The 21,207-nt window shown below is 75.1% G+C and carries 25 protein-coding genes; 9 read left to right on the forward strand and 16 right to left on the reverse strand.

Going from position 1 to position 21,207, the window contains the following annotated elements:
- The 15 genes from ABQ292_RS20325 to ABQ292_RS20395 form a co-directional block, all read right to left on the reverse strand.
- A partial coding sequence (locus tag ABQ292_RS20325; RefSeq protein WP_369209532.1) for a hypothetical protein occupies positions 1–237 on the reverse strand: 237 nt, incomplete at its 3' end.
- Positions 234–1,214 carry an NlpC/P60 family protein gene (locus ABQ292_RS20330; RefSeq protein ID WP_369209533.1) on the reverse strand — a complete coding sequence of 327 codons (981 nt, stop codon included), beginning with the start codon at positions 1,212–1,214 and terminating at the stop codon, positions 234–236. The genes ABQ292_RS20330 and ABQ292_RS20325, both read right to left, overlap by 4 nt.
- Positions 1,202–1,666 (reverse strand): flagellar export protein FliJ, encoded by a 465-nt coding sequence (locus tag ABQ292_RS20335; RefSeq protein ID WP_369209534.1) that lies wholly within the window; start codon positions 1,664–1,666, stop codon positions 1,202–1,204. Before ABQ292_RS20335 ends, ABQ292_RS20330 begins: the two co-directional genes overlap by 13 nt.
- A 1-nt stretch (position 1,667) precedes the next feature.
- Entirely contained in the window at positions 1,668–2,987 is a 1,320-nt protein-coding gene (locus ABQ292_RS20340; RefSeq protein WP_369209535.1) for a FliI/YscN family ATPase, read from the reverse strand.
- A complete protein-coding gene (locus ABQ292_RS20345) occupies positions 2,984–3,796 on the reverse strand; it encodes a FliH/SctL family protein (protein ID WP_369209536.1) in 813 nt (270 codons plus the stop codon). The genes ABQ292_RS20340 and ABQ292_RS20345 overlap by 4 nt, the downstream gene beginning before the upstream one ends.
- Positions 3,780–4,859, reverse strand: a complete 1,080-nt coding sequence (gene fliG, locus ABQ292_RS20350; protein WP_369209537.1) for a flagellar motor switch protein FliG — start codon at positions 4,857–4,859, stop codon at positions 3,780–3,782. The genes ABQ292_RS20345 and fliG overlap by 17 nt, the downstream gene beginning before the upstream one ends.
- Positions 4,856–6,454, reverse strand: a complete 1,599-nt coding sequence (fliF, locus tag ABQ292_RS20355) for a flagellar basal-body MS-ring/collar protein FliF (protein ID WP_369209538.1) — start codon at positions 6,452–6,454, stop codon at positions 4,856–4,858. Before fliF ends, fliG begins: the two co-directional genes overlap by 4 nt.
- The gene (gene fliE / locus ABQ292_RS20360; RefSeq protein ID WP_369209539.1) at positions 6,454–6,780 is read right to left on the reverse strand and encodes a flagellar hook-basal body complex protein FliE; all 327 of its coding nucleotides are present in this window, start codon (positions 6,778–6,780) and stop codon (positions 6,454–6,456) included. The genes fliF and fliE overlap by 1 nt, the downstream gene beginning before the upstream one ends.
- Positions 6,781–6,782: 2 nt before the next feature.
- Complete coding sequence (gene flgC / locus ABQ292_RS20365) at positions 6,783–7,181, reverse strand: flagellar basal body rod protein FlgC (RefSeq protein ID WP_369209540.1); 399 nt, start codon at positions 7,179–7,181, stop codon at positions 6,783–6,785.
- A 1-nt stretch (position 7,182) separates the two neighbouring features.
- Positions 7,183–7,530 (reverse strand): flagellar basal body rod protein FlgB, encoded by a 348-nt coding sequence (locus ABQ292_RS20370; RefSeq protein WP_369209541.1) that lies wholly within the window; start codon positions 7,528–7,530, stop codon positions 7,183–7,185.
- A gap of 335 nt (positions 7,531–7,865) precedes the next feature.
- Positions 7,866–8,210, reverse strand: a complete 345-nt coding sequence (locus ABQ292_RS20375) for a hypothetical protein (RefSeq protein ID WP_369209542.1) — start codon at positions 8,208–8,210, stop codon at positions 7,866–7,868.
- Complete coding sequence (gene fliS, locus ABQ292_RS20380; RefSeq protein WP_369209543.1) at positions 8,207–8,593, reverse strand: flagellar export chaperone FliS; 387 nt, start codon at positions 8,591–8,593, stop codon at positions 8,207–8,209. Before fliS ends, ABQ292_RS20375 begins: the two co-directional genes overlap by 4 nt.
- A gap of 52 nt (positions 8,594–8,645) precedes the next feature.
- Positions 8,646–10,064 carry a flagellar filament capping protein FliD gene (fliD, locus tag ABQ292_RS20385; protein ID WP_369209544.1) on the reverse strand — a complete coding sequence of 473 codons (1,419 nt, stop codon included), beginning with the start codon at positions 10,062–10,064 and terminating at the stop codon, positions 8,646–8,648.
- A 97-nt stretch (positions 10,065–10,161) separates the two neighbouring features.
- Entirely contained in the window at positions 10,162–11,343 is a 1,182-nt protein-coding gene (locus tag ABQ292_RS20390; RefSeq protein WP_369209545.1) for a flagellin N-terminal helical domain-containing protein, read from the reverse strand.
- 129 nt (positions 11,344–11,472) lie between these two features.
- Positions 11,473–12,474, reverse strand: coding sequence for a sigma-70 family RNA polymerase sigma factor (locus ABQ292_RS20395; RefSeq protein ID WP_369209546.1), 1,002 nt, complete (start codon positions 12,472–12,474; stop codon positions 11,473–11,475).
- Positions 12,475–12,635: 161 nt separating this feature from the next.
- On the opposite strand from ABQ292_RS20395, the gene ABQ292_RS20400 reads away from it, so the two are divergent.
- The 9 genes from ABQ292_RS20400 to ABQ292_RS20440 all read left to right on the forward strand — a co-directional run bounded on the left by ABQ292_RS20400 (position 12,636) and on the right by ABQ292_RS20440 (position 19,421).
- On the forward strand, positions 12,636–13,130 hold the full coding sequence (locus tag ABQ292_RS20400) for a flagellar protein FlgN (protein ID WP_369209547.1): 495 nt from the start codon (positions 12,636–12,638) through the stop codon (positions 13,128–13,130).
- The gene (flgK, locus tag ABQ292_RS20405) at positions 13,127–14,560 is read left to right on the forward strand and encodes a flagellar hook-associated protein FlgK (protein WP_369209548.1); all 1,434 of its coding nucleotides are present in this window, start codon (positions 13,127–13,129) and stop codon (positions 14,558–14,560) included. The genes ABQ292_RS20400 and flgK overlap by 4 nt, the downstream gene beginning before the upstream one ends.
- Before the next feature lie 5 nt (positions 14,561–14,565).
- The gene (gene flgL, locus ABQ292_RS20410; RefSeq protein ID WP_369209549.1) at positions 14,566–15,468 is read left to right on the forward strand and encodes a flagellar hook-associated protein FlgL; all 903 of its coding nucleotides are present in this window, start codon (positions 14,566–14,568) and stop codon (positions 15,466–15,468) included.
- A complete protein-coding gene (gene fliW / locus ABQ292_RS20415) occupies positions 15,465–15,869 on the forward strand; it encodes a flagellar assembly protein FliW (protein WP_369209550.1) in 405 nt (134 codons plus the stop codon). Before flgL ends, fliW begins: the two co-directional genes overlap by 4 nt.
- Before the next feature lie 99 nt (positions 15,870–15,968).
- Positions 15,969–16,298, forward strand: a complete 330-nt coding sequence (gene csrA / locus ABQ292_RS26710) for a carbon storage regulator CsrA (protein WP_438940614.1) — start codon at positions 15,969–15,971, stop codon at positions 16,296–16,298.
- 200 nt (positions 16,299–16,498) lie between these two features.
- Positions 16,499–16,948 carry a hypothetical protein gene (locus ABQ292_RS20425; RefSeq protein WP_369209551.1) on the forward strand — a complete coding sequence of 150 codons (450 nt, stop codon included), beginning with the start codon at positions 16,499–16,501 and terminating at the stop codon, positions 16,946–16,948.
- Between the two features lie 136 nt (positions 16,949–17,084).
- The gene (locus ABQ292_RS20430) at positions 17,085–18,179 is read left to right on the forward strand and encodes a sigma-70 family RNA polymerase sigma factor (protein ID WP_369209552.1); all 1,095 of its coding nucleotides are present in this window, start codon (positions 17,085–17,087) and stop codon (positions 18,177–18,179) included.
- 136 nt (positions 18,180–18,315) lie between these two features.
- Complete coding sequence (locus ABQ292_RS20435) at positions 18,316–18,660, forward strand: hypothetical protein (RefSeq protein ID WP_369209553.1); 345 nt, start codon at positions 18,316–18,318, stop codon at positions 18,658–18,660.
- Positions 18,657–19,421, forward strand: a complete 765-nt coding sequence (locus ABQ292_RS20440) for a hypothetical protein (RefSeq protein ID WP_369209554.1) — start codon at positions 18,657–18,659, stop codon at positions 19,419–19,421. Before ABQ292_RS20435 ends, ABQ292_RS20440 begins: the two co-directional genes overlap by 4 nt.
- A 78-nt stretch (positions 19,422–19,499) precedes the next feature.
- Here ABQ292_RS20440 and ABQ292_RS20445 read toward each other — a convergent pair.
- Positions 19,500–21,207 (reverse strand): NlpC/P60 family protein (locus ABQ292_RS20445; protein WP_369209555.1); only part of this gene is annotated, 1,708 nt, incomplete at its 5' end.

Raw genomic sequence — 21,207 nt, forward strand, 5'->3', positions numbered from 1 at the left:
CGGTCGGGCGGCGTCGCGGCCGGTGTCGCGGGGGGTGTCGGCCGGCGTCGTCTCGTCGTCGGCCGGGACGTCCTCCTCGGCCGCGGCCCGGCCGGTGCCGGCGTCGGCGGAGGTGCTGTCGGCGACCGCGCTGTCGAGCGCGGAGGCGAAGCCGGCGGCCGAGCGGGGGTCGGCGGCGGCCGGGGGCGCCGCGGGGGCGGGTGCGGGGAGGACGGCGGTCAGGGCGGGAGCTGTCATGAGTACGCCTCCGCGGCGCTGGTGACCTTCCGGACGTAGGACTGGGTCTCGGCGTAGGGCGGGATGCCGCCGGCACGCGCCACCGCGCCGGGCCCGGCGTTGTAGGCGGCCAGCGCCAGGTCGGTGGAGCCGAAGCGGTCGGTGAGCTGGCGCAGGTAGCGGGCCGCGCCGTCGATCGACGACGCCGGGTCGGAGGGGTCGACGCCGAGGCCGCGGGCGGTGGCCGGCATGAACTGCATGAGCCCGGTGGCCCCGGCGGAGGAGACGGCGGAGGAGTCGAAGCCGGACTCGACCTTCGCCACGGCGGCCAGCAGCGCCGGGTCGACGCCGTGCCGCGCGCCGGCGGCGGTGAACAGGTCGGCGTAGGGGACGCCGGCCGGGCCCGCCCCGGTGCCGGTCGCCGGGAGGGCTGACGCGGCAGCGGCGGTCGGCGGCAGCACCCGGCGGATGAGCGCCGGGTCGCCGACGTCCTGGATCTTGACCTTCTCGCCCGCCTGCGGGGCGGCGATCATCTTGCCGTCCCCGACGTAGATGCCGACGTGGTCGATGCCCGGCCGCGACGAGGAGTTGTCGAAGAGGACGAGGTCGCCGGGGCGGGCCTCGTCGAGGCTCGCGACCGGCGTGCCGGCGGTCGCCTGCTGCGAGCTGGTGCGCGGCAGGTCGATGCCGAGGTCGGCGAAGACCCGCTGCACCAGGCCGGAGCAGTCCAGCCCGACCGAGGGGTCGGTGCCGCCCCAGGCGTAGGGGACGCCGAGGTACTTCGACGCCGCCGCGACGACCTGTGACTCGAGATCGCTGCTCCCCGGCGCCGCGGTCGCGGCGGTGGCCGACGTGCCGGTGAGGCCGGCGGCCGCAGCCGCGCTCGACCACGCCGACGACGTGGCGGCCGACGTCGAGGTCGACGACGCCGAGGCGAACGTCAGGATCCGGTTCTGGATCTCGGCGATGCGGCTGTGCGCCGCGGTCAGGCCCTCCACGGCTCCTCCTCTCCCTCGTTCCCCGCGGCGCGCACCGCGTGCCGGCGCGTCACCAGGTCGTCGACGGCCCGCTCCTCGGCGGAGACCTCGGCGGTCCGCAGCGCCAGGAGGTGCCGCTCGCGCAGCTTCTCCAGCGCCTTGGTCTCCTGGGCGGCGGCGGTCCACCGCGCGCGGAGCAGTCCGGCGTGCTCGGCCGAGGCCTGCGCCGTCGCCCGTGCAGCTGTCACATCGGCAGCCGCGGCGCCCGATGCGACCATCGCGGCGAGGAAGACGTGTGCGGGTGCCGACGGCGGGGGCAGCCGGGTGGCCAGCGCGGCGGCCTGCCCCTCGGCCCGGCGGCGCGCCTCCCGCGCCGCGGCGTCGGCCTCGGCGGCGGCCTGGGAGGCGGCCTGCTCGGCGGCCCGGCGGATCCGCAGCACCGGCTCGAGCCGGAAGGCGGCCCGCTTGCCCACGTCAGCCCGCCGTCACGAGCCGGTGCAGCATCGACCACGCGTCGTCGGGGGAGGTCGTGTCGTCCAGCGGCTGGCGCAGGAAGGCGTCCAGCGCCGGGGAGAGCACCCGGGCGCGGTCGACCAGCGGGTCGCTGCCCGGCTGGTAGGCGCCGATCTCCACCAGCTCCTTGACGTCGCGCAGCGCGCCGAGCAGCCGGCGGGCCTCGCGGGCGTCGGCCATGCGGGCCGGGGTCGTCACGGCGCCCGCGACGCGGGAGATCGACTCCAGGACGTCGATGGCGGGGAAGTGGCCGGTGGTGGCCAGCCTGCGGGTGAGGACCACGTGCCCGTCGAGGATCGAGCGGGCGGTGTCGGCGATCGGCTCGTTGTGGTCGTCGCCCTCGACCAGCACGGTGTAGAGGCCGGTGATCGACCCGGTCGCGCCGGGGCCGGCCTTCTCCAGCAGCTTGGGCATCATCGCGAAGACGCTCGGCGGGTAGCCCCGGGTGGCCGGGGGCTCGCCGGCCGAGAGGCCGACCTCGCGCTGGGCCATCGCGGTGCGGGTGATCGAGTCCATGAGCAGCAGCACGTCGCGGCCCTGGTCGCGGAAGCCCTCGGCGATGCGGGTGGCCACGAACGCGGCCTTGAGTCGCACCAGCGGCGGCTCGTCGGAGGTGGCGACGACGACGACGGTGCGGGCCATGCCCTCGGCGCCGAGGTTCTCCTCGAGGAACTCCTTGACCTCGCGGCCCCGCTCGCCGATCAGCCCGATGACGCGGACGTCGGCCTCGGTGCCGCGGGTGATCTGCGCGAGCAGGGTGGACTTGCCGACGCCGGAGCCGGCGAAGATGCCCAGCCGCTGGCCCTTGCCGACCGGCACGAGGGTGTCCAGCGCGCGGACGCCGACCGGCAGCGGGTCCTCGACCCTCCGGCGCGACAGCGCGTGCGGCGTCTCGCTGGCCAGGTCGACCCAGTCGATGCCCCGACCGCTGCCGGCGCCGAGCGCGGGGCCGCCGTCGACCGGCCGGCCGAGGCCGTCGAGCACGCGGCCGAGGAGTGCCTCGCCGACCGGCACCTGCAGCGGCATGCCGGTGTTGCGGACCGGGGCGCCGGCGTGGACGCCGCCGAGCTCGCCCAGCGGCATGCAGGTGAGCCGGTCGCGGGAGACGGCGACGACCTCGGCCATCAGCCCGCGCGGGCCGGGGTCGACCTCCACGAGGTCGCCGACCGCGGCGACGACGCCCTCCACGGTGAGGGTCAGGCCCATGGCGCCGACGACGGAGCCGGTGAGCTCGGGGCGCGCGGCGAGACGGGCCCGGGCGAGGACGGTGGCGGCGCTCACGTCGACAGCACCGCCCGCACCCGCGCCAGCGCCGTCGACAGCTGCGCGTCGACCCGGCGCGGGCCGGACTCGGCGATCGCCCCGGCCCGCTCGACGGTCCCGTCGCCGACCACGGTGACCGTGGGCGGCAGCGCGGCCAGCGCCGCGGGCGGCACCTCGGCGAGGTCGTCGGGGTGCAGTCGCACGACCGCCGGCGCGTCGGCCGGCACCAGGGTCAGCGCGCGACGGACGGCGTCGACACCGGCGGTGGTGGTGGCCGACAGCTCCCGGCCGAGGAGGTCCTCGACCAGCGTCAGCACGCCGTCGAGGACGGTGTCGCGCACGTCGTCGGCGGTCGGCACGGCGGCGGTCTCCAGGGCGGCGACGGCCGCGCCGAGCGCGGCGGTGGCCGAGGCCATCCGCCGCTCCCAGCGCGCCTGCACGTCGGCCAGCCGGGCCGCCGCGGCGGCCTCGGCCTCGGCGACCACCTGGGCGGCGGCCGCGACGCCCTCGGCGTGCCCGGCCGAGAACCCCTCGCGGTGCGCGAACTCGCGCAGCCGGGTCAGCTCCTCGGCGTAGACGTCGCCGAGCCGCAGCACGCCGCGGCCGTTGGGCACCGGGACGTCGGCGGCGCGGCGGGTGGTCCCGCGGCGCTCGACCACCACCTCGGGGGCGGTGGCGACGACCGGGGACGGGCCGGCGGGCGCGGCCGGGTGCGGTGCCGGGGCGACCGGACGCGGCGGCACCGTCGTCCCGGCGACCTGCCGGTACGGAGCCGCCGCGCTGGCCGAGGCCCCGCGCAGCAGCACCGACTCACGCGACGAACTCATCGTCCCCACCGCGCGAGATGGTCAGCACGCCCTGCTCCTCGAGGGTGCGGATGACGGCGACGACCTTGCCCTGCGCCTCCTCGACCGTGCGGGCGCGGACCGGGCCGAGCAGCTCGATCTCCTCGGCGAGGTTCTCGGCGGCGCGCTCGGAGAGGTTGCGGACGACCTTGTCCCGGACGTCGGGGCGCACGCCCTTGAGCGCCGTGGCCAGGTCGTTGGACGCCACCTCGCGCAGCACCAGCTGCATGGAGCGGTCGTCGATCGTGGTGATGTCCTCGAACACGAACATCTGCGCGCGCACCTGCTCGGCCAGCTCCGGGTCGGAGCTGTCGAGCCACTCGAGGATCGAGCGCTCGGTCGGCCGCGGCGAGCGGTTGATGATCTCGACGAGGGTCTCCACGCCGCCGACGGTCGACATGTCCTGGTGGGCGAGCAGCGAGCCCATGCGCCGGCCGAGCTCCTCCTCGACCAGGCGGACCATCTCCGGGGAGGTGCGGTCCATCGTGGCGATCCGGTGGGCCACCTCGGCCTGCTGCTCGGGGTTGAAGCCGGAGAGCACCTCGGCCGACTGCGCGGCGGTCAGGTGCGCCAGGACCAGCGCGATGACCTGCGGGTGCTCGTCCTTGAGGAAGGTGACCAGCTGGCGGACGTCGGCGTTGCGCAGCGAGGCGAACGGGACCTCGGTGTAGACGACGTTGAGCCGGGCCAGGATGCCCTCGGCCTTGTCCTCGCCGAGCCCCGCGGCCAGGATCTCGCGGGCGAAGTCGACGCCACCGCGGCCGACGTAGCGCTGCGCGCTCATCATCTGGTGGAACTCGGTGAGGACGCCGTCGACGTCGTCGGGCTCCAGCGAGCCGAGCTTCATGATCTCGCGGGTGAGGGCCTCGACCTCGCGGGGCCGCAGCTTGGCCAGCAGGACGCCGGCCTCCTCCTTGCTCATCTGGGCGAGGAAGACCGCGGCCTTGCGCAGGCCCGGCAGCTCCGGGCGCGGGGGAGCCGGCGGCAGTGCGGGCAGGTTGGTCCCGCCCGCGCCCACCAGCTGCTCGACACTGGCCAGCGTCACTTCACATCACTCAGCCAACCGCGCAGCATCTGCGCCACCTCGTCCGGACGCTCGCTGACCATGCTCGAGATCTCCCCCCGCACCCGCTGCCGCTCCGCGGCCTCCAGTTCCAGCGCGCGGCTGTCCAGGACGGCGGTGTCGTCCCGCGCGCTGGCCACCCGCAGCCGCTCGAGCTCGGCCATGACGCCCTCGTCCAGCTCGAGCGGGTAGTCCTCGTCGTCCTCCTCGTCCTCGCCGCGGCGGCGCGAGCGCAGCCAGACGACGAGCACGAGCAGCGCGATCCCCAGCGCGATGCCCCCGGTCCTGATCAGCGACCACATCTGCGCCTGCTGCTCGGCCTCGCGGGCCGCGGCCATCTCCGCGGCCGCCTCGTCGGCGGCGCTGGTGTCGAAGGCCAGCGAGGCGAGGCTGATGTCGTCACCGCGGGCCGCGTCCAGGCCGACCGCGTTGCCGACCAGGTCCTGGACCTGCGCCTGGTTGAGGTTGCCGGCCACGGTGTCGTTGAGCACGACGGCCACGGTGAGCCGCTTGACCTCGCCCGGGGCGGTGACGGTGTTGGTGACGGTCTCGTCGACGGAGTTGTTGGCCGTCGTCGACTCGGTCTCGTAGGTCGCCTGCCCGCCGCCGGTGCCGTCCGCCGCGTCGGCGGTGTTCTCCGGGCCGAGGACGCCGCCGACGGCGGTGCCGTCGCCGGTGTAGGTCTCGCGCGAGGTCTGCTCGGACTCCGGCGGGGTGCCCTCGGTGTAGCCGTGGGTCGTCGCGGTGCTGTCGCGCTGCGACATGTCCAGGTCGGCGCGGACCGAGACCCGGGCGTTGCCGGTGCCGAGGACCGTGTCGAGGATCGACTGGGCGTTGGCGGCCAGCCGGGTCTCGTAGTCGGTCTCCATCTGCGAGCGGGCGTCGCCGGACGCGGACGTCACGCCCTGGCCGGCGGCCGAGAGCAGCTGGCCGGTCGAGTCGCTGACGGTCACCTGCTCGGGGTCCATGCCCTCGATGCTCGAGGAGACCAGGTTGGTGATCGACTGGATCTGCTCGCCGCCGAGTTCGGTGCCCGGCGCCAGGTCCAGCAGCACCGAGGCGGTCGGCTCGCCCTCGTCGGTGGCGAACACCTCGTCCTCGGGCAGCGCCACGTGCACGACCGCCTGCGAGACGCCGTCGAGCGCCTCGAGGGTGTTGGCCAGCTCGCCCTCGACGGCGCGCTGGTACTGCACCTGCTGCTGGAACTCGCTGGTGGTGATGGCCTGCTCGTCGAGCAGGGCGTAGCCGGTCTCGGAGCCGGCCGGCAGGCCCTTGCCGCTCATCTGCAGGCGCAGGTCGTACACCTGGTCGTTGGCGACCATGATCGTGCCACCGCCGTCGGCGAGCTCGTAGGCCACGCCACCGGCGTTGAGCTCGTCGACGATCGCCGAGGCGTCGGTCGAGGCCAGGTTGGAGAACAGCGGCGCCATCGTCGGCGTGGTGACCCAGCTGTAGAAGGAGAAGCCGCCCAGGCCCAGCGCGGCGACGAGCAGGCCGATGACGACCTTCTGGCCGAGGCTGATCGCGTCCAGGGCGCTGCGCAGCTTCCCCAGCGGCCCGGCGAGTGCGGCGGGCATCAGATGGGCATCCTCATGATCTCGGTGAAGGCCTCAACGGCCTTGTTCTTGAGCGTCACGACCATCTCGGTGGCCAGCGAGGCCTCCTGCGCGGCGATCATGTAGTCGTGCACGTCCTTGAGGTCGCCGGTGGCGGCCGCGGTGGCCAGACCGCTCGACGTCGACTGCAGGCCCTGCAGCTGGTCGACCGCGCCGGCCAGGGTGGCGGCGAAGCCGTCGCCGGTGGTGCTCGCCGCGGACGTCGCGGCGGTGGCGTCGGCGACCCCGCCGAGGGCACCGATGGTGGGCACGCTGGGCAGCGAGATGCCGCCGATGGGGGACGTCATGGTCAGCCCTTCCCGAGCTGGAGGGCGGCCTGGTACGCGGTGGTGGCCCGCTCCACGGACGCCAGGTTCGCCTGGTAGCCGCGCTGGGCCATCATCAGCTGGGTCATCTGGTCACCGAGGTCGATGTCGGGGTAGCGCACGTAGCCCTCGTCGTCGGCCAGCGGGTGGTCGGGCTCGTGGACCAGCCGGCCCTCGCCGCTGCCGAACTCCGCGCCGGCGATGCGCACGCCGCCCTCGCCGGAGCCGTAGTCCACGGCCTGCGCGACGACCATGCGCTCCTTGAACGCCTCACCGTCGGACGAGCTGACCGTGTTGATGTTGGCGATGTTGTCCGAGACGGCGTCCATCCAGCGGCGGTGCACCGAGAGGCCGGACCCGGAGATGTCGAGGCTGTCGAACACGTCATGCCGTCCGCAGGGCCGAGCGCAGGAGGCCGTACTTGCCGTCGAGCGCGTTGAGGGCGAGCTGGTAGCGCAGGCCGGTCTCGGTGGCGATGACCGTCTCGCTGTCGAGGTTCACGTTGTTGCCGTCCTCGCGGGTGGGCTCCAGGGAGCGGGCGATCGAGCCACCGGAGACCGTCGGCGCCTTGCCCTGGCGCAGTTCGGTGCGCAGCGAGGACTCGAAGTCGGTGCGGCCGGCCAGGAAGCCCGGGGTCTGGACGTTGGCGATGTTGTCCGCGGTGACGCGGCTGCGCTGCGCCAGCCCGGCCAGGGCGGCGTGCAGCGTCGTCGTGGTGACGTCGCCGATCATCGGGCGGACCGCCGGCGGGCAGGACGGCAGGACACGACAGGCCTCCGGGTACGTCGGGACACCCGCGCGAGCGCGGGGAGGGCCGCCGATCCGTGGCGAGAGTGGTGCTGTCCGTGCAGGGGTCTCCTCGGCAGCCGGCCGGGGCGGCTTGACCATCGTCCGCCACACGGGTGACCGGTGGGACGGGCGGCACGAACGGGTTCCCCGGTGCGTCTGTGACGCCAGGGCTCCGGGGACGCCGTCTCGCCGGACCCGGGAAGGACGACGGCCGGGCCGGCCACTGTCGTGGCGGGCCCGGCCGTGTGGTCGGGGGAGTGCGGGTTACCGGGAGCGGGTCACAGGGCGCGGTCGACGAAGGCGGCGACCGGGCGGGGGCGGTAGGCCATGCGGGCGGCGAGGTCGCGCTGGCGCTGCGACTGGGTGATCCGCTCGACGAGCTCCTCGGCGACGGCGAGCTGGTGCTGCAGCAGCCGGGCGGCGCGCTCGCGCAGGTCCATCGGCAGGGGACCGAGGCTGCTCGGCGGCACCCAGTCCTCCATGCGCCGGCCCCAGGCGGCGATCTCCTCGGCGCGGTTGCCCCGGATGGAGCGCTCCGCGTCGATCACCTCGCCCTCCATCTCCTCGAGGACGACGGTCCACTCCGCGTGGCGCCGGTCCCCCGGGGAGTGCGGCGGGGTCATGCGGGACCCGCGGCCAGGTTCGCGGCGGCCTGGCGCCACGCGTCGCGCAGCGGCTCGACGATCTGCAGGCAGGAGGCGACCCGGTTGCGGTCGCGCTTGAGACCGGCCTGCGTGAGCTCGGCGAGCAGCCAGTTGTAGAGGGCGGCCAGGCGCGGCCCGCCCTCCCAGGCGTCGACCCGCAGGCTGCTCAGCAGCTCGAAGACGATCTCCTGCGCGTGCCGCAGCTGGGCGTCGGCGTCGTCGGAGCGGCCCTCGCCGAGCGCCAGCCGGGCGCGCTCGAGGTCGAGGGCCAGCCGGTCGTAGAGCATGACCAGGACCTGCTGCGGCGACGCGGTGCTGACGGCGTCGTCGAGGTAACGGGCGCGGAGGGACGCGGCACTCATCGAGCTGACTCCTGGGGAGGCGTTGGTACGGGGAGGATCGGCCGGACGGACGTCAGCTTGAGCTGGGCAGCGAGGCGAGCTGGCCGGCCAGCCAGCTCGACTGCGACTTGAGGGAGCTCAGGGCCGTCTCCATGGCGGTGAACTGGCGGGTCAGCATGTTCCTGCGCAGCTGGAGCCGGGTGTCCCAGTCGGCGATGCGGTTCTGGATGTCCTTGGCGAGGGTGTCGCGACCCTTGGCCAGGCTCGTCAGGGTGCCGGTGGTCGCGTCCGAGGCCCGCTGGGCCAGCGCCTGCACGCGCTGGGCCAGGCCCTCGACCGCTGCGGTGGCGGGGGGGCCGGGCTTCGCCGGGACTCCGCCCAGCATGCCCTGGACCTTCGCCGGGTCCTTCTCGAGGGCGGCGAGGAACGTCGCCTTGTCGAACAGCACCGTGCCGTCCTTCTTCAGCTGGATGCCCAGTGTGGCCGGTGAGCCGAAGGTGTCGACCGCGCTCGCGAACCTGGTCAGGATCTCGCTGGTCAGGCTGCTCAGGGCGCTGTCGCCCTTGAGGACGGCGGTACTGCCCTGGGCCGAGGAGCTCTGGGTCCTGATCTCCTTGAGCGCCGCGTTGGCGGCGTCGACGAACGCCTGCACCTTCGCGGCGACGCTCTCGGGGTCGCTGGCCACCCTGATCGTCGTGGTCGCGGTCGGGTCGGCCTTCGACACGGTGACCGACACCCCGGTGAGCAGCTCGGCGAAGGTGTTGGTCGCGGAGCGGGCGACCAGGCCGTTGCTGAGGGTCAGCTCGGCGTCCCGGCCCGGGGGCTCGGCGACGAAGGCCGAGCCCGCCGTGTCGGTGGTCTCGCCGGCGCCGCGGAGCCGGAACTGCGAGGCGGCGCCGGTGCCCGCGCTGGTGACCTGGAGCCGGAACTTGTCCGGGGCGAGTTGGACCACGGTGGCCCGCAGGCCGTAGCCGCTGGCGTTGATGGCGGCCGCCGCGTCGCGCAGGGTGGGCGGGTCCCCGGCCGGCAGCGCGATCTCCCCGACGAGCGCACCGTCGGCCGTCCCGTCGATCTTGCGCACCTGGATGGGCCAGCCGATGTCGCTGCCACCGGCACTGGGGGTGCGCACGTCCGCGGTGGCCGAGTTCCACTCGAGGTGGCTGGTGACGGTGTGGGCGCTGGCCACCGCGGTCACCGAGAAGGAGAGGCTGCTGCCGGTCACCGCCGAGGACGTGGCGCTCGTGGTGACGTCGGAGCTGCTGCTGGTGGCCGTGCGCGCGGCGGCGAGGTTGGCCGAGCTCAGCACCTCGGCCGCGCTGCGCAGGGAGTCCATGCGGCTGTTGACCGTGCGGTAGGCGGTGGCGGCGGCCGTGGTGGCGCCCAGCCGGGTCTTCAGTGCCGTCTGTGGCGCGGCCTCGGCCGAGACCAGCTGGTTGATCAGGCTCGTGGTGTCCAGCCCGGAGACGAGGCCGTCGACGGCCATTCCTGCCATGCCGGTTCCTCCGGTGTCGGGCGGGGGCGGATGTGGGTGAGGGGGGAGGCGCTCGGCCTCCCCCCTCACCGGGGTGGTGCGGTGTTACGGGGTGGGATCAGCCACGCAGCAGCTGCAGGACGCCCTGCGAGCTCTGGTTGGCCTGGGCGAGCATCGCGGTGCCGGCCTGGGACAGGATCTGCGAGCGGGTGAAGCTCACCATCTCCTGCGCCATGTCCGTGTCGCGGACCCGCGACTCGGACGCCGACAGGTTCTCGACCGCGACGTTCAGGTTGTTGATGGTGTGCTCGAACCGGTTCTGCACGGCACCGAGGTCGGCGCGGACCGTCGAGACGGTCTTGATAGCGTTCTCGATGGCCGTGATGGCACCGTCGGCACCGGTCGACGCCGAGAACACGACGGCCCGGTCGGCCGCCTGCTGGGCGGTCTCGGAGGCGCTGGCAGCAGCCGCGCCGGTGACGACGAGGTTGCTGGCAGCGGTGGTACCAGCGGCGGTACCGGCACCGAAGAACGTGTTGAGCTTCGTCACGAGGTCGGCGCGCTGGGCATCGGCCGTGGCACCGGTCAGCTTGACCGTGGCCAGGTCGAGGCTCTTGTCACCGATGGTGATGGTGCCGTTCAGGTTCTTCAGCTCGTCCAGCGTGTCCAGCTGGGCGGTGCCGATGGTGATGCTGCCAGCACCGGCGGCGGTGGTGTCGCCGATGACCGGCTCGTCAGTGGTGGCGCTGAGCGCGGTCCCAGCGGTCACGGAGACCCCCGCGACGCCCAGCCCCGTGATGTTCATGGCCGTGCTGACGCCCACGGTGATCGTCTCACCCTGGTTGGCGCCGACCTGGAAGCTCTTCCCGGTGTAGGTGCCGTCGAGGAGCTTGTTGCCGTTGAACTGGGTGGTGTCGGCGATGCGGTTCAGCTCGGACTTGAGCTGGCCCATCTCCGACTGGATCGCGCTCTTGGCGTCGGCGTTCAGCCCACCGTCGGACGAGGCCTGGACGGCCAGGTCGCGCATGCGCTGCAGGATGCTGTGGGTCTCGGTGAGGGCGCCCTCAGCGGTCTGGACGACGGAGATGCCGTCCTGGGTGTTGCGGACGGCGACCTTGAGGCCACCGATCTGCGAGCGGAGGCCCTCGGAGATGGCCAGGCCCGCCGCGTCGTCGGCGGCGCGGTTGATGCGCAGACCGCTCGACAGCTTCTCGAGCGACTTGCCCATCTGGGTGTCGGTGGCCGACAGGTTGCGGTACGAGTTGAGTGCCGCGATGTTGGTGTTGACGCGCAGACCCATGGTGATCCTCCTTGGACGGGGTCTTTCCCTGTTCCCGCTGCATCCGTGCTGCGGGGCTTGCACGAGGTGTTACGGCTGGGATGGGCCGGGTCTTGAGGCGAACCGGCGTTCTTCTCCCCGATTTCTCACTCAGGCGGGTCGGGCCGCCCCGTAGGCCGCCTGCCAGCCCGCGCGCCGGCGGGGCGGCGTGGTGACCGTCGGAGCGCCCGGCGGCACCCGGCGGTCGGGGGCGCCGCGGCCGGCCACCCGGTCGACGTAGAGGCGCTGCTGGTTGCGGGCGCGCACCCCGCCGTCGGCGGCCACCGCCCGGCCGTCCCACACCTCGCTCATCGCCGCGTGCAGCAGCGTCAGCGCGCGGGCGCGCATCTGGGAGACGCGGGAGAGCGTGACGCCGAGGTCGGCGGCGATGTCGGTCAGCGACTCGCCACCGAAGAAGTTGCGCTCCACGACCTCGTCGAGCCGGTCGGGCAGCGCCCGGATCGCGTCCTGCAGGTAGCGGGAGCGCTCGCCGCGGAGCAGGGCGCGCTCGGGGGACTCGCCGGGGTCGGGCAGGTCCAGCGAGCCGCCGTCGCCACTGCTCTCGGCGTCGATGCTCACCATGACCGCGCGGTGCACGTCGACCTGGAGCGCCTCGAGCTCGCCGCGGCGCATGCCGAGGCTCTCGGCGAGCTCCTCGCGCGTGGGCGGCCGGCCCAGCCGGATGGTCAGCGCGTCGGCCGCGGCGTCGGTGCGCCGTGCGGCCGCGCGGACCGAGCGGCTGGCCCAGTCCCCGGAGCGCAGCTCGTCGAGGACGGCGCCCTGCAGGCGGGGGAGGGCGTAGGTGGCGAAGGTCGCCCCGGCGGCCGGGTCGAAGCGGCGCGCGACCTCGACCAGCGCGAGCTTGGCGCAGGAGAGGAGGTCGTCGCGGCTGACGTGGCCGGGCAGCGAGATGCGCGCGGCGACGGCGTTGACCGCGAAGGAGCACAGGGGGAGGTGCTCGGTCACGAGCGCCTCGACGTCGGCCTCCGACCTCGCCGTCGCGGCGGGCGGGGCGGCCACGCGCGGGGGAGCGCCGCGCAGCGGGGCGCTGCGCGGGGTGGCGGGGCGCAGGTGGGCGGGGCGCTCGGTCACCGGGAGGCGGGCTGCTGGCACGTCCCCCTTCTCGGCGGCCCGCGCGGGGAAACGCACCGCCTCCGAGGGGCAACATCTGCCGATCCCGTGTTCTCGGCTTGAGGGTCTGTCGCCCGGTGCCGATGGCCTGACCGCTGACAACGCCGGCCGGGGACCGCCCGGCCGGCAGGACGAGGGAGGCGGTGGCGGACGTGGACTTCCAGCACCTGTCGACGCTGCTGTGGCGGGAGCAGGAGCTGCTCGACCTGCTGCTGTTCAAGGCGGAGGAGAAGCAGTACCTCATCCTGTCGGGCAAGACCCGCTGGCTGGCACGCATCGCGCACGAGATCGAGGTCGTGCTCGACCAGCTGCGCACCCTCGAGGTCGAGCGGGCCGCGGTCACCGAGTCGCTGGCGACCCGGCTCGGCGTCGGGGTCGACCCGTCGCTGCGCCAGCTCGCCGAGGTGGCCCCGGCGCCGTGGAACGACCTGCTCGCCCGGCACCACGAGGCGCTGCTCGTGCTGGTCACCGACCTGCGCAGCCTGTCCGACGCCAACCGCGAGCTGATCGAGGGCGGCCTGTCGGCCATCGGGAACGCGCTGCTGTCGGTGCGCCCCCCGTCGGCGGGCACCTACGGCGCCACCGGTCGCTCGGAGTCCTCGGCGCACCGCGCCGTCACCCTGGACGGTGCCCTGTGAGTGGTTTCAGCAGTCTGAACACGGCGACGACGGCGCTGTGGGCCGCCCAGCGCGGCATGGACGTCACCGGCCAGAACATCGCCAACGTCAACACCGACGGCTACTCGCGCCAGCGGGTCGACCTGCAGGCCATGGGTGGGACCGCGGTCCCGGCGATCCACTCGGTGAGCAACGGCAGCGACGGCGGAGTCGCCGTGGAGGGTGTCCGCCGCGTGCGGGACGCCTTCCTCGAGGCCCGCGGCCACCTGGAGACGGCGAACACCGCCCGGCTGACGGCGGAGAGCGCAGCGCTCGGCCAGGTCGAGGAGAACTTCCGCGAGCCCGGCCGCAGCGGCATCCAGAGCATGCTCACCGACGTGTGGTCCGCCTTCAGCGACCTCACCACCAACCCGCTCAAGCTCGCGCCGCGCAGCCAGGTGATCGAGCGCCTCGACACGCTGGCCGCCGGCCTGCACACCACGCGGGCCGCCCTGGACCAGCAGTGGGACCAGACCCGCGACGGCCTCGCGGTGCTCGCCGCCGACGTGAGCACCGCGGCGGTCTCGATCGCCGACCTGAACAACTCGATCCGGCTGGCGACGCTCTCCGGCCTGCCGGTCAACGAGCTCGCGGACCGGCGCGACTCCCTGGTCTCCCGGCTGGCGGAGGCCGTCGGGGCCACGGCGGTGCCGCGGGCCGACGGCGTCGTCGACGTGACGATCGGCGGCACCACGCTGGTCTCGGGCACCCATGCCATCGGGGTCCGGCTGGCCGGGAGCGACAACCCGGACGGCGTCGGCACCGACGCCCCCCGCCTGGTCACCGACCCCGGCGGCACGACCCTGCGCGCCGGCGGGACGGCCGGCGGGCAGATCACCGCCCTGACCAGCATCGTCCCCGGCTACCGGACGCAGCTCGACGCCCTGGCGCGGTCGCTCGCCGGCAGCCTGAACGCGGCGCACACCGCCGGCTTCGACGCGACCGGGGCCCCGGGCGGGCCGCTGTTCGACGACGGGTCGGGTACCGACCCGGTCGACCTGAGCGCGGTCACCGCCGCGAACCTCACCCTGCGGGTGACCGACCCGGCGCGGGTCGCCGCGGCGGGGATCTCCCCGGCGGCCACCGGCGGCACCCCCTCGGCCGACGCCCGCAACGCCGACGCCCTGTTCAGGCTCAGCCTGGACCCCGCCGGCACCGACGCCCTCTACCGCAAGCTCGTGGTGAGCCTCGGCGTGGAGTCCTCGGTGGCCACCCGGAACCTCGAGGTGCAGTCCGTCCTCTCCGCGCAGGTGGACGCCGCGCGCGAGTCGGTCTCCGGGGTCAACCTCGACGAGGAGATGACCAACATGATGGCGTTCCAGCACGCCTACAACGCGGCCGCCCGGATGATCACCACGATCGACGAGGCGCTGGACACCCTGATCAGCCGCACCGGCCTCGTGGGGCGGTGACCTGAGTGCGCATCACCCAGCGGGCCGTGACGCAGACCGCGCTGCAGGGCCTCAACCGCAACCTCGCCGACCTGGGCAAGCTGCAGCAGCAGCTCACGTCCGGCAAGGTCGTCAGCAAGCCGTCGGACTCGCCGTCCGGTGTCAACCGGGCCATGCAGGTCCGGCAGGACCAGGCCGCCGCGGTCCAGCACGCGCGCAACATCTCCGACGCGCAGGGCTGGATGGACTTCACCGACACCACGCTGCAGAGCATGGTCACGCAGGTGAACCGGGTCCGGGACCTCACCGTCCAGGCCTCCAACAGCGGGGTCCTGTCCGACAGCGGCAAGGTGGCCATCAGCACCGAGGTCGCCGCCCTCCGGGAGAGCCTGCTGGGGCTGGCGAACCAGTCCGTCGACGGCCGGCCGCTGTTCGGCGGCATCACCTCCGGGGCCACCGCCTACGACGCCACGGGTGTCTACAACGGCGTCGGTGGCGCCTACGGCGTCCCCGTCGTCGGCGTGGCCCGGCGGATCGCCGACGCCGAGGACGTCCGCATCGACGTCACCGGACCCGAGGCGTTCGGGGACCCGTCCGGCACGGACCTGTTCGCGCTGGTGGGCAAGATCGCCACGGACGTGGCCGCGGCCCCGGAGGCGCTCGGCGACGACCTCGCCGCCCTCGACGTCGCGCTGGAGCGGCTGCTGACCGCGGTGTCGTCGATCGGCGCCCGCGCCGCGCGGGTCGAGATCGCCGCCCAGACCAACACCGACCTGCAGCTGTCGCTGAGCAAGCAGCTGGCCCTGGTCGAGGACGTCGACCTGCCGAAGACGATCATGCAGCTGCAGTTCCAGCAGACCGGCTACCAGGCCGCGCTCCAGGCGACCGCGCAGGTCATCCAGCCCTCGCTCGTGGACTTCCTCCGGTGACGCTCGCCCCCGTCGCCACGCTGCCCCTGCTGGGCATGGTGACCCCGCTGCCCGGCTTCCCCGAGTTCCGTGACTACGTGCTCGTCACCGCCGACGGCGACGGCCGGCTGTTCTGGCTGCAGTCCCTCGACGCCGGCGGTCCGCGGTTCCTGGTCGTCCCCCCGGCCCGGTACTTCCCGGACTACACCCCGGTGGTCCCGCCCGCGGCGCTCGCCGACCTGGGCCTGGACGACGTCTCCGACGCCCAGGTGTTCTGCCTGGTGACCGTCCCGGCCGAGGGGCCGGCGGCGGCGACGGCGAACCTGCGCGCGCCGCTGGTGGTCAACCCGGCGAACTGGCGGGCCACCCAGGTGGTCCTGTCCGATGGTCGTCATCCGATCCGGCGTCCCCTGCGCCGATAGAGAGAAGGACCCCGTCCTCCTCGTCCCTCGCACGCTCGGGACGAGCCTCTGGACGGGGCCGTGCCAGGACGGCCGAGACACACCCATGGAGGGGTACCCGTGCTCACACTGACCCGCAGCGTCGGCGAGACGATCCGCATCGGCGACGACATCGAGGTCCACGTCGTCGAGGTCCGCGGCGGCACCGTCCGCCTGGGCTTCAAGGCCCCGCGCGAGGTGACCATCCACCGCGAGGAGGTCTACCGGCAGATCGCCGAGGCCAACCTGCTCGCCGCCCAGGTGACCGCCGACACGCTGGGCGCCCTCGCGGCCTTCGCCCCGGCCGCCGACGCTGCCCCGGCCGCCGATGCCCCCCCGGCCGGCGACGCCGCCGCCCCGGCCGTGCCGGCCGCCCGGACCACCGCCTCGCCGGAGGCACCCGCCCGCTGACGACTCGCCACCGACGGCGGGTCCGCGGCTCGGCAACTCTCGCCGTGGCGCGGACCCGCCGGACCGGTCGGGACACCTCCCTGGGCAAGACCTGACGAAGGTCGGCCCTGACATTGCGTAGGGCACGGCGAGTTGTGTGCCCGTCACTGTCCGCTCATCCGCCAGAGTTGCCCCCAAGCACGTCACAGGGGGCGATCACAATGCGACAGAGCGTTGCAGCAAGCACGGACCAGCTGGCCGAGGCCGTTGCCGGCCCGGCGGACACCGTCGTCGTGCACGTCCAGCTCCGGCCGCGGCGCGGGTCCACCCGCCGCTGCCTCGCCGAGCTGGCCGCGCTGGCCGCCGCGCACCCCGCGGTCGGCTTCGCCGTCAGCGGCCTCGGCAAGGACGAGCGCGTCGTCCGCGTGACCGTCGGCGTCGAGCTCGGCCCCCGCGAGGGCATCGCGCGGTTCTCCCCACAGGCCCAGGCGGCCTACGCCTTCGTCAGCGACCTCTTCACGGTCCTCTTCGACCACATGCCGGTCTACGCCGCCGAGCCGGGCCCGGCCGAGCGCGCCGCCGCCCGGGTCCTGCTGGCCGCCGGCGACGACGACGTGCGCCCCGTCCCCGCACCCCGCGCCGCCCAGCCGGTCGAGCACGTCCCCGCCTGAACGAAGGAGCCCGTCCTCCCCGCCCCTCGCACGCTCGGGGCGGGACCCGGGACGGGGCCGGTGGCCGACCCTGCAGAGGGACCGTGGCCGCCTCCTGCTCGACCGCCGCCTTCCCCGCGATCGCCCTGGAGTCCCGGTGAACCACCCCGCCCCCGCCCCGTCCTCCGACGCCGCCACCCCGTTCCGCGCGCCGCTCGTCTTCGGCGGCGTCCCCGAGGCCGAGGGCTTCGCGCGGACCCCCATCACCCCGCGCGACCGCGTGCACTTCCGGGTCGACCGCGAGCTCCCGCTGGCGCCCTTCCTGGCCGCCCTGCCCGACGGCGTGACCGTCAGCCACGACGAGGGGGAGGGGCTCTACCGCGTCGACGGCCCGTGCGGCCAGGGCCCGCTGCTCGCCGACTGGATCCGCGCCTGGTGCGCCGAGCAGGGCTGCACCACCGTGGGACTGCGCGCGGAGGCCGGCGTCCGACGGCGCGCGCCGCGCGACCTGCCGCCGGCCTTCCTCGACGACCTGTGCCGGCACTACCTGCCGGTCAGCCTCAAGCGGCTGCAGCGCAACATGAGCACGATCCGCCTGCACCTGCCCGACCCCGACGACCTGGGGCAGCAGGTGGCCGAGTGGATCCTCAAGGCCGTCGGCCAGTACGACGAGACCAAGGGCGTCCCGTTCGGGGCCTTCCTCGCCACCCAGCTGTCCAAGTGGGTGCACGACCTGGGCCGCAACGCCCACGGCCGCACGGCGGCCGACACGGAGAACCGGCAGCAGAAGGCGATCGCCGCCTTCCAGGCCGAGCACCAGCGGCGGCCCACCGAGCGCGAGCTGGCCGCCTTCATGGGGCAGAGCGTGGCCACGCTGCGCCGCAACTCGCAGACGGTCGCCACCCTCAACTCCCTGCGCAACCTGCAGTCGCTGGACGGCGGGCCGGACGCCACGGAGGTGCTCCTGCCCGACTCCGGCGAGGCGCCCGACCAGATCATGGACGAGGCCGAGCAGACCCTGCTGTCGCACGCGCTCACCGCTGCCTGCGCGCCGGACCCGACCGCCGCCCGCGGCCAGCGGGCTGCCCAGCCCAACGTCCTCGGCTGGGCGACCTGGTACCTGACCACCTGGGGCGGGCAGACCAAGACACAGGTCTCGGCCGAGCTCGGCACCTCGGTGCGCAACATGAACGTGCACGCCGACCGGGTGGAGCGGGTGCTCAAGGACCGCCTGGCCGAGCTCAGCGAGTAGCCCGCGGGGACGGTGTGGTGCCGCCGGGTCGAACTCGGCGCGGACCTGCCGATAGGGAGGGTGTGACCGCGAGTCCCGCCCGCGCCGCCGGCGCCGGTGAGCCGGGACCGCAGAGCCGTCCGGGGGGAGGTGCACGGTGAGCGTCCTGCCCGCCGGTGACCCCACCGCCGCCGTCCTGCTGCCGCACTGGCTGTCGGAGGACGACCGCGCGCAGCTGGCGGCCGCCGTCCGCGCCGCCCTGGCCGAGCCGGGGGTGCACCCGGTCACCGCCGTCCACCTCGCCGACGTGCTCACCGAGCTGCACGTGGCCGCCGTCCGCGACGCCGTCTGGCCCGCTCCGGCCGCCCGTGTCCGCCGGGTGACCGGCTGGGCCGACGACGTGCTGCCGGTGCGGCTGTCGGCGGCCGAGCTCGACAGCGTCCTGGACGCGGCCGTGCTGCCGGCCGCCCTGCGCGCCGCCCTGGGTGGGCGCCGCCCGTGACCCCCGAGCGCCCGGGCCGGTCCCGTGCCGGCCTCCTGCAGCGGCTGCGGCCGGAGCCGGTCACCGTCGAGCAGGTGCGCGCGGCGGCCGCCGCGGTGCTGCCGGGCCTCGCCACCGGCGGTCTGCGCGCCGCCCTCCTCCGCGACCCTGCCCGCGGCCCCGTGCTGGTCCTCGCCGAGGACGAGCGCCGGGTGCGCACCACGCTGGTCGACCTCGCCGAGGACATGACCGACGCCGGTGTGGCGCCCACCGCCGCGGGGGTCGCCGCCGCGCTGACCGACTGGGTCGGTGCCCGCCCGGTCAGCGACGCCGCGGCCGCCGCCTCGGGCGTCGCCGTCCTCGACTGGACCGACGCCACCCGCACCGCCGTCGGCTGGCAGGTCGTCGTCCGCCGGGGGGAGCGCGCCGTCGCCTGGACGCCCTCGGACCGGGCCGATGCCGCCGTGGTCGCCCGCACCCGCACCAGCGCCACCGCCCGCGCCGCCGACACCGGTGGCGTGCTCCGGGTGGAGGGGCCGGTGGCGCTGTGGTCGCACCCCGGGACGCCGGTGCTGGCCTCGGCCGTTCTCGCCGCCCCCGGGCGGCTGCTGGCACGGATCGCCGACGCCGGGCTGGGCCTGCAGGAGCCGCACGTCGTCGTCACCCCGGTGCGGCCGCTGGCCTGCGCCTCGGCCGCCGTGGCCACCCGGCTGGCCGGCGAGACCGGGGAGGCCTGCGTGCGCCTGCCCTGGGCCCGCATCCCCGACCTCCGCTGGCTCTAGAAGGACCCCGTCGCCCCCCACACCTCGCAGGCTCGGCGCGGGCCCCTGCGACGGGGCCGTCCCAGCACGTCACCGCGGCTACGCCAGGGTGCCGAACTCCCAGTGCCACGGCTCGGGCTTCTCACCGCCGGGCCGGGCCCAGTCGGGGTTCACGAAGCCGAACTCGCCGGCGTGCCGGGTCATCCACGTCCACTGCGGGGTGCCGGCGACGTTGATCCCGCCGCAGAGGTCCACCGCCAGCGCCCAGCCGTGGTTCGACGTCCCCGGCACCGCGGCCAGCGCGGGCTTGCGGCGGAACGCGTCGGTCTGCGCGGCCATCGACCGGTAGGAGTCGGTGATGCACAGCGGGGTGCCGAAGGCGGCCTGGTAGGCCTGCGCCAGCGCCGTGTAGCCGGCCGCCGCGTCGCAGCGCAGCGCGTGGCCGCGGGCGACCGGGCACAGCGCCGAGGTCGGGATCCGGCCGTTGGCCCACCCGCCCCAGGCGGGGCTGACCGGCCCGACCGGCGCCGGCGGCGCGCCACAGGCACCCCGACCGGAGGCCGAGGCGGGCAGGGGTGCGTTCGGCTCGGCCGGGGCCGGGAGGGTGACCCGGACGGCGCGGGCGTCGTCGGGCAGCGACCGGACGCCGACCTGGTAGGTGGCCGCCGAGGCGCCGAGCACGTCGCCCTCGCCGAGGTAGACGCCGACGTCGGCGCCGCCGTCGGAGACCACCAGGTCGCCGACCTGCAGCTGCGCGGCGGGCACCACCGGGGCGGCGGCCCACTGCTCGGCGGCGGTGCCCGGCAGCGCGTACCCGCCCAGCAGCCACGAGGCGGCGACGAGCCCCCCGCAGTCGTAGGTGTCGGGACCGGCGGTGCCGGCGACGTAGGCGCGGCCCACCTGTGACAGCGCGCTGCTGACGGCGGCCACGGTCTCGGCGGGCAGCACGGTCACCGGGCGGTTGCCGGCGACGGCCCACGCGACGCCGGGCACGGGCCGGCCCGCGGCGTCGAGCGCGGGGGAGAAGCCGTCGGGCAGCGCGGCCGGGTCGGCGAGCTCGGCGGCCTGCGGCGGCTCGATCCCGGCGTCGGCCAGCCCGGTGAGGTACGCCTGCCAGCGTTGCAGGGCGGCGGTGTTGCGGGCCTGCTGGTCCCCGGCGGCCGGGACGGTGCCGAGCGCGGCCAGCTGCACCGAGACGTCGAGGCCCAGGCCGGCGACGGTCGCGCGGACGTCGGCCAGCAGCGAGCGGGCCTGCTCGGTCGCGGCGTCGACGGCGTCCTGCGCGGCGGCCACCCGGGCGGCGGCGGTCCGTGCCGCGGACTCGGCGCGCTCGGCGCGGGCGATCGTGGCCTCCCGGTCGCCGGCGGCGCGGTCGGCCAGCGCCTGGACGTAGAGGACGTCGGCGGTCGTGCCGGGCGCGGTGGCGTCCAGGCCCAGCACGGGCACGCGGGTGGTGGCCGAGGCGCGGTAGAGGTCGGCCGCGGCGGCGCCGACGGACGCCTGCTCGGCAGCCACGGCCGCGCGGGCGGACTGCTCCGCGGCCACCGCCTGCTGCAGCTCGGCGCGGCGCGCGGTGATCTCCGTCTGCAGCCGCCGGTAGGCGTCGGCGTCCTGCAGCAGCGTGCTGCGGGCGGCCAGCGCCAGCCCGGTCGCGTCGCCGGGCGCGGTGGCCGCGCCGGGCGCGGAGGTGGTGGGGGCCACCAGCGCCGCGAGCACCGGCACCAGCAGGGTGGCCAGTCCGACGACGAGCAGCCGGGCACGCCAGGGCCCGCGCTCACCGGTGCGGCGGGGGGCGGCCGGGCGGGCG

Source organism: Geodermatophilus maliterrae, from assembly GCF_041018925.1.
Taxonomy (GTDB): domain Bacteria; phylum Actinomycetota; class Actinomycetes; order Mycobacteriales; family Geodermatophilaceae; genus Geodermatophilus; species Geodermatophilus maliterrae.

Bases quoted from the DNA above. Each gene is read 5' to 3' on its own strand.
- ABQ292_RS20375 (WP_369209542.1), bottom strand. From the start codon at position 8,210: ATGACCCCGCCGCACTCCCCGGGGGACCGGCGCCACGCGGAGTGGACC.
- ABQ292_RS20370 (WP_369209541.1), bottom strand. From the start codon at position 7,530: ATGATCGGCGACGTCACCACGACGACGCTGCACGCCGCCCTGGCCGGG.
- ABQ292_RS20425 (WP_369209551.1), top strand. From the start codon at position 16,499: ATGCGACAGAGCGTTGCAGCAAGCACGGACCAGCTGGCCGAGGCCGTT.
- fliD (WP_369209544.1), bottom strand. From the start codon at position 10,064: ATGGCAGGAATGGCCGTCGACGGCCTCGTCTCCGGGCTGGACACCACG.
- fliS (WP_369209543.1), bottom strand. From the start codon at position 8,593: ATGAGTGCCGCGTCCCTCCGCGCCCGTTACCTCGACGACGCCGTCAGC.
- fliF (WP_369209538.1), bottom strand. From the start codon at position 6,454: ATGCCCGCCGCACTCGCCGGGCCGCTGGGGAAGCTGCGCAGCGCCCTG.
- ABQ292_RS20390 (WP_369209545.1), bottom strand. From the start codon at position 11,343: ATGGGTCTGCGCGTCAACACCAACATCGCGGCACTCAACTCGTACCGC.
- ABQ292_RS20345 (WP_369209536.1), bottom strand. From the start codon at position 3,796: ATGAGTTCGTCGCGTGAGTCGGTGCTGCTGCGCGGGGCCTCGGCCAGC.
- fliE (WP_369209539.1), bottom strand. From the start codon at position 6,780: ATGACGTCCCCCATCGGCGGCATCTCGCTGCCCAGCGTGCCCACCATC.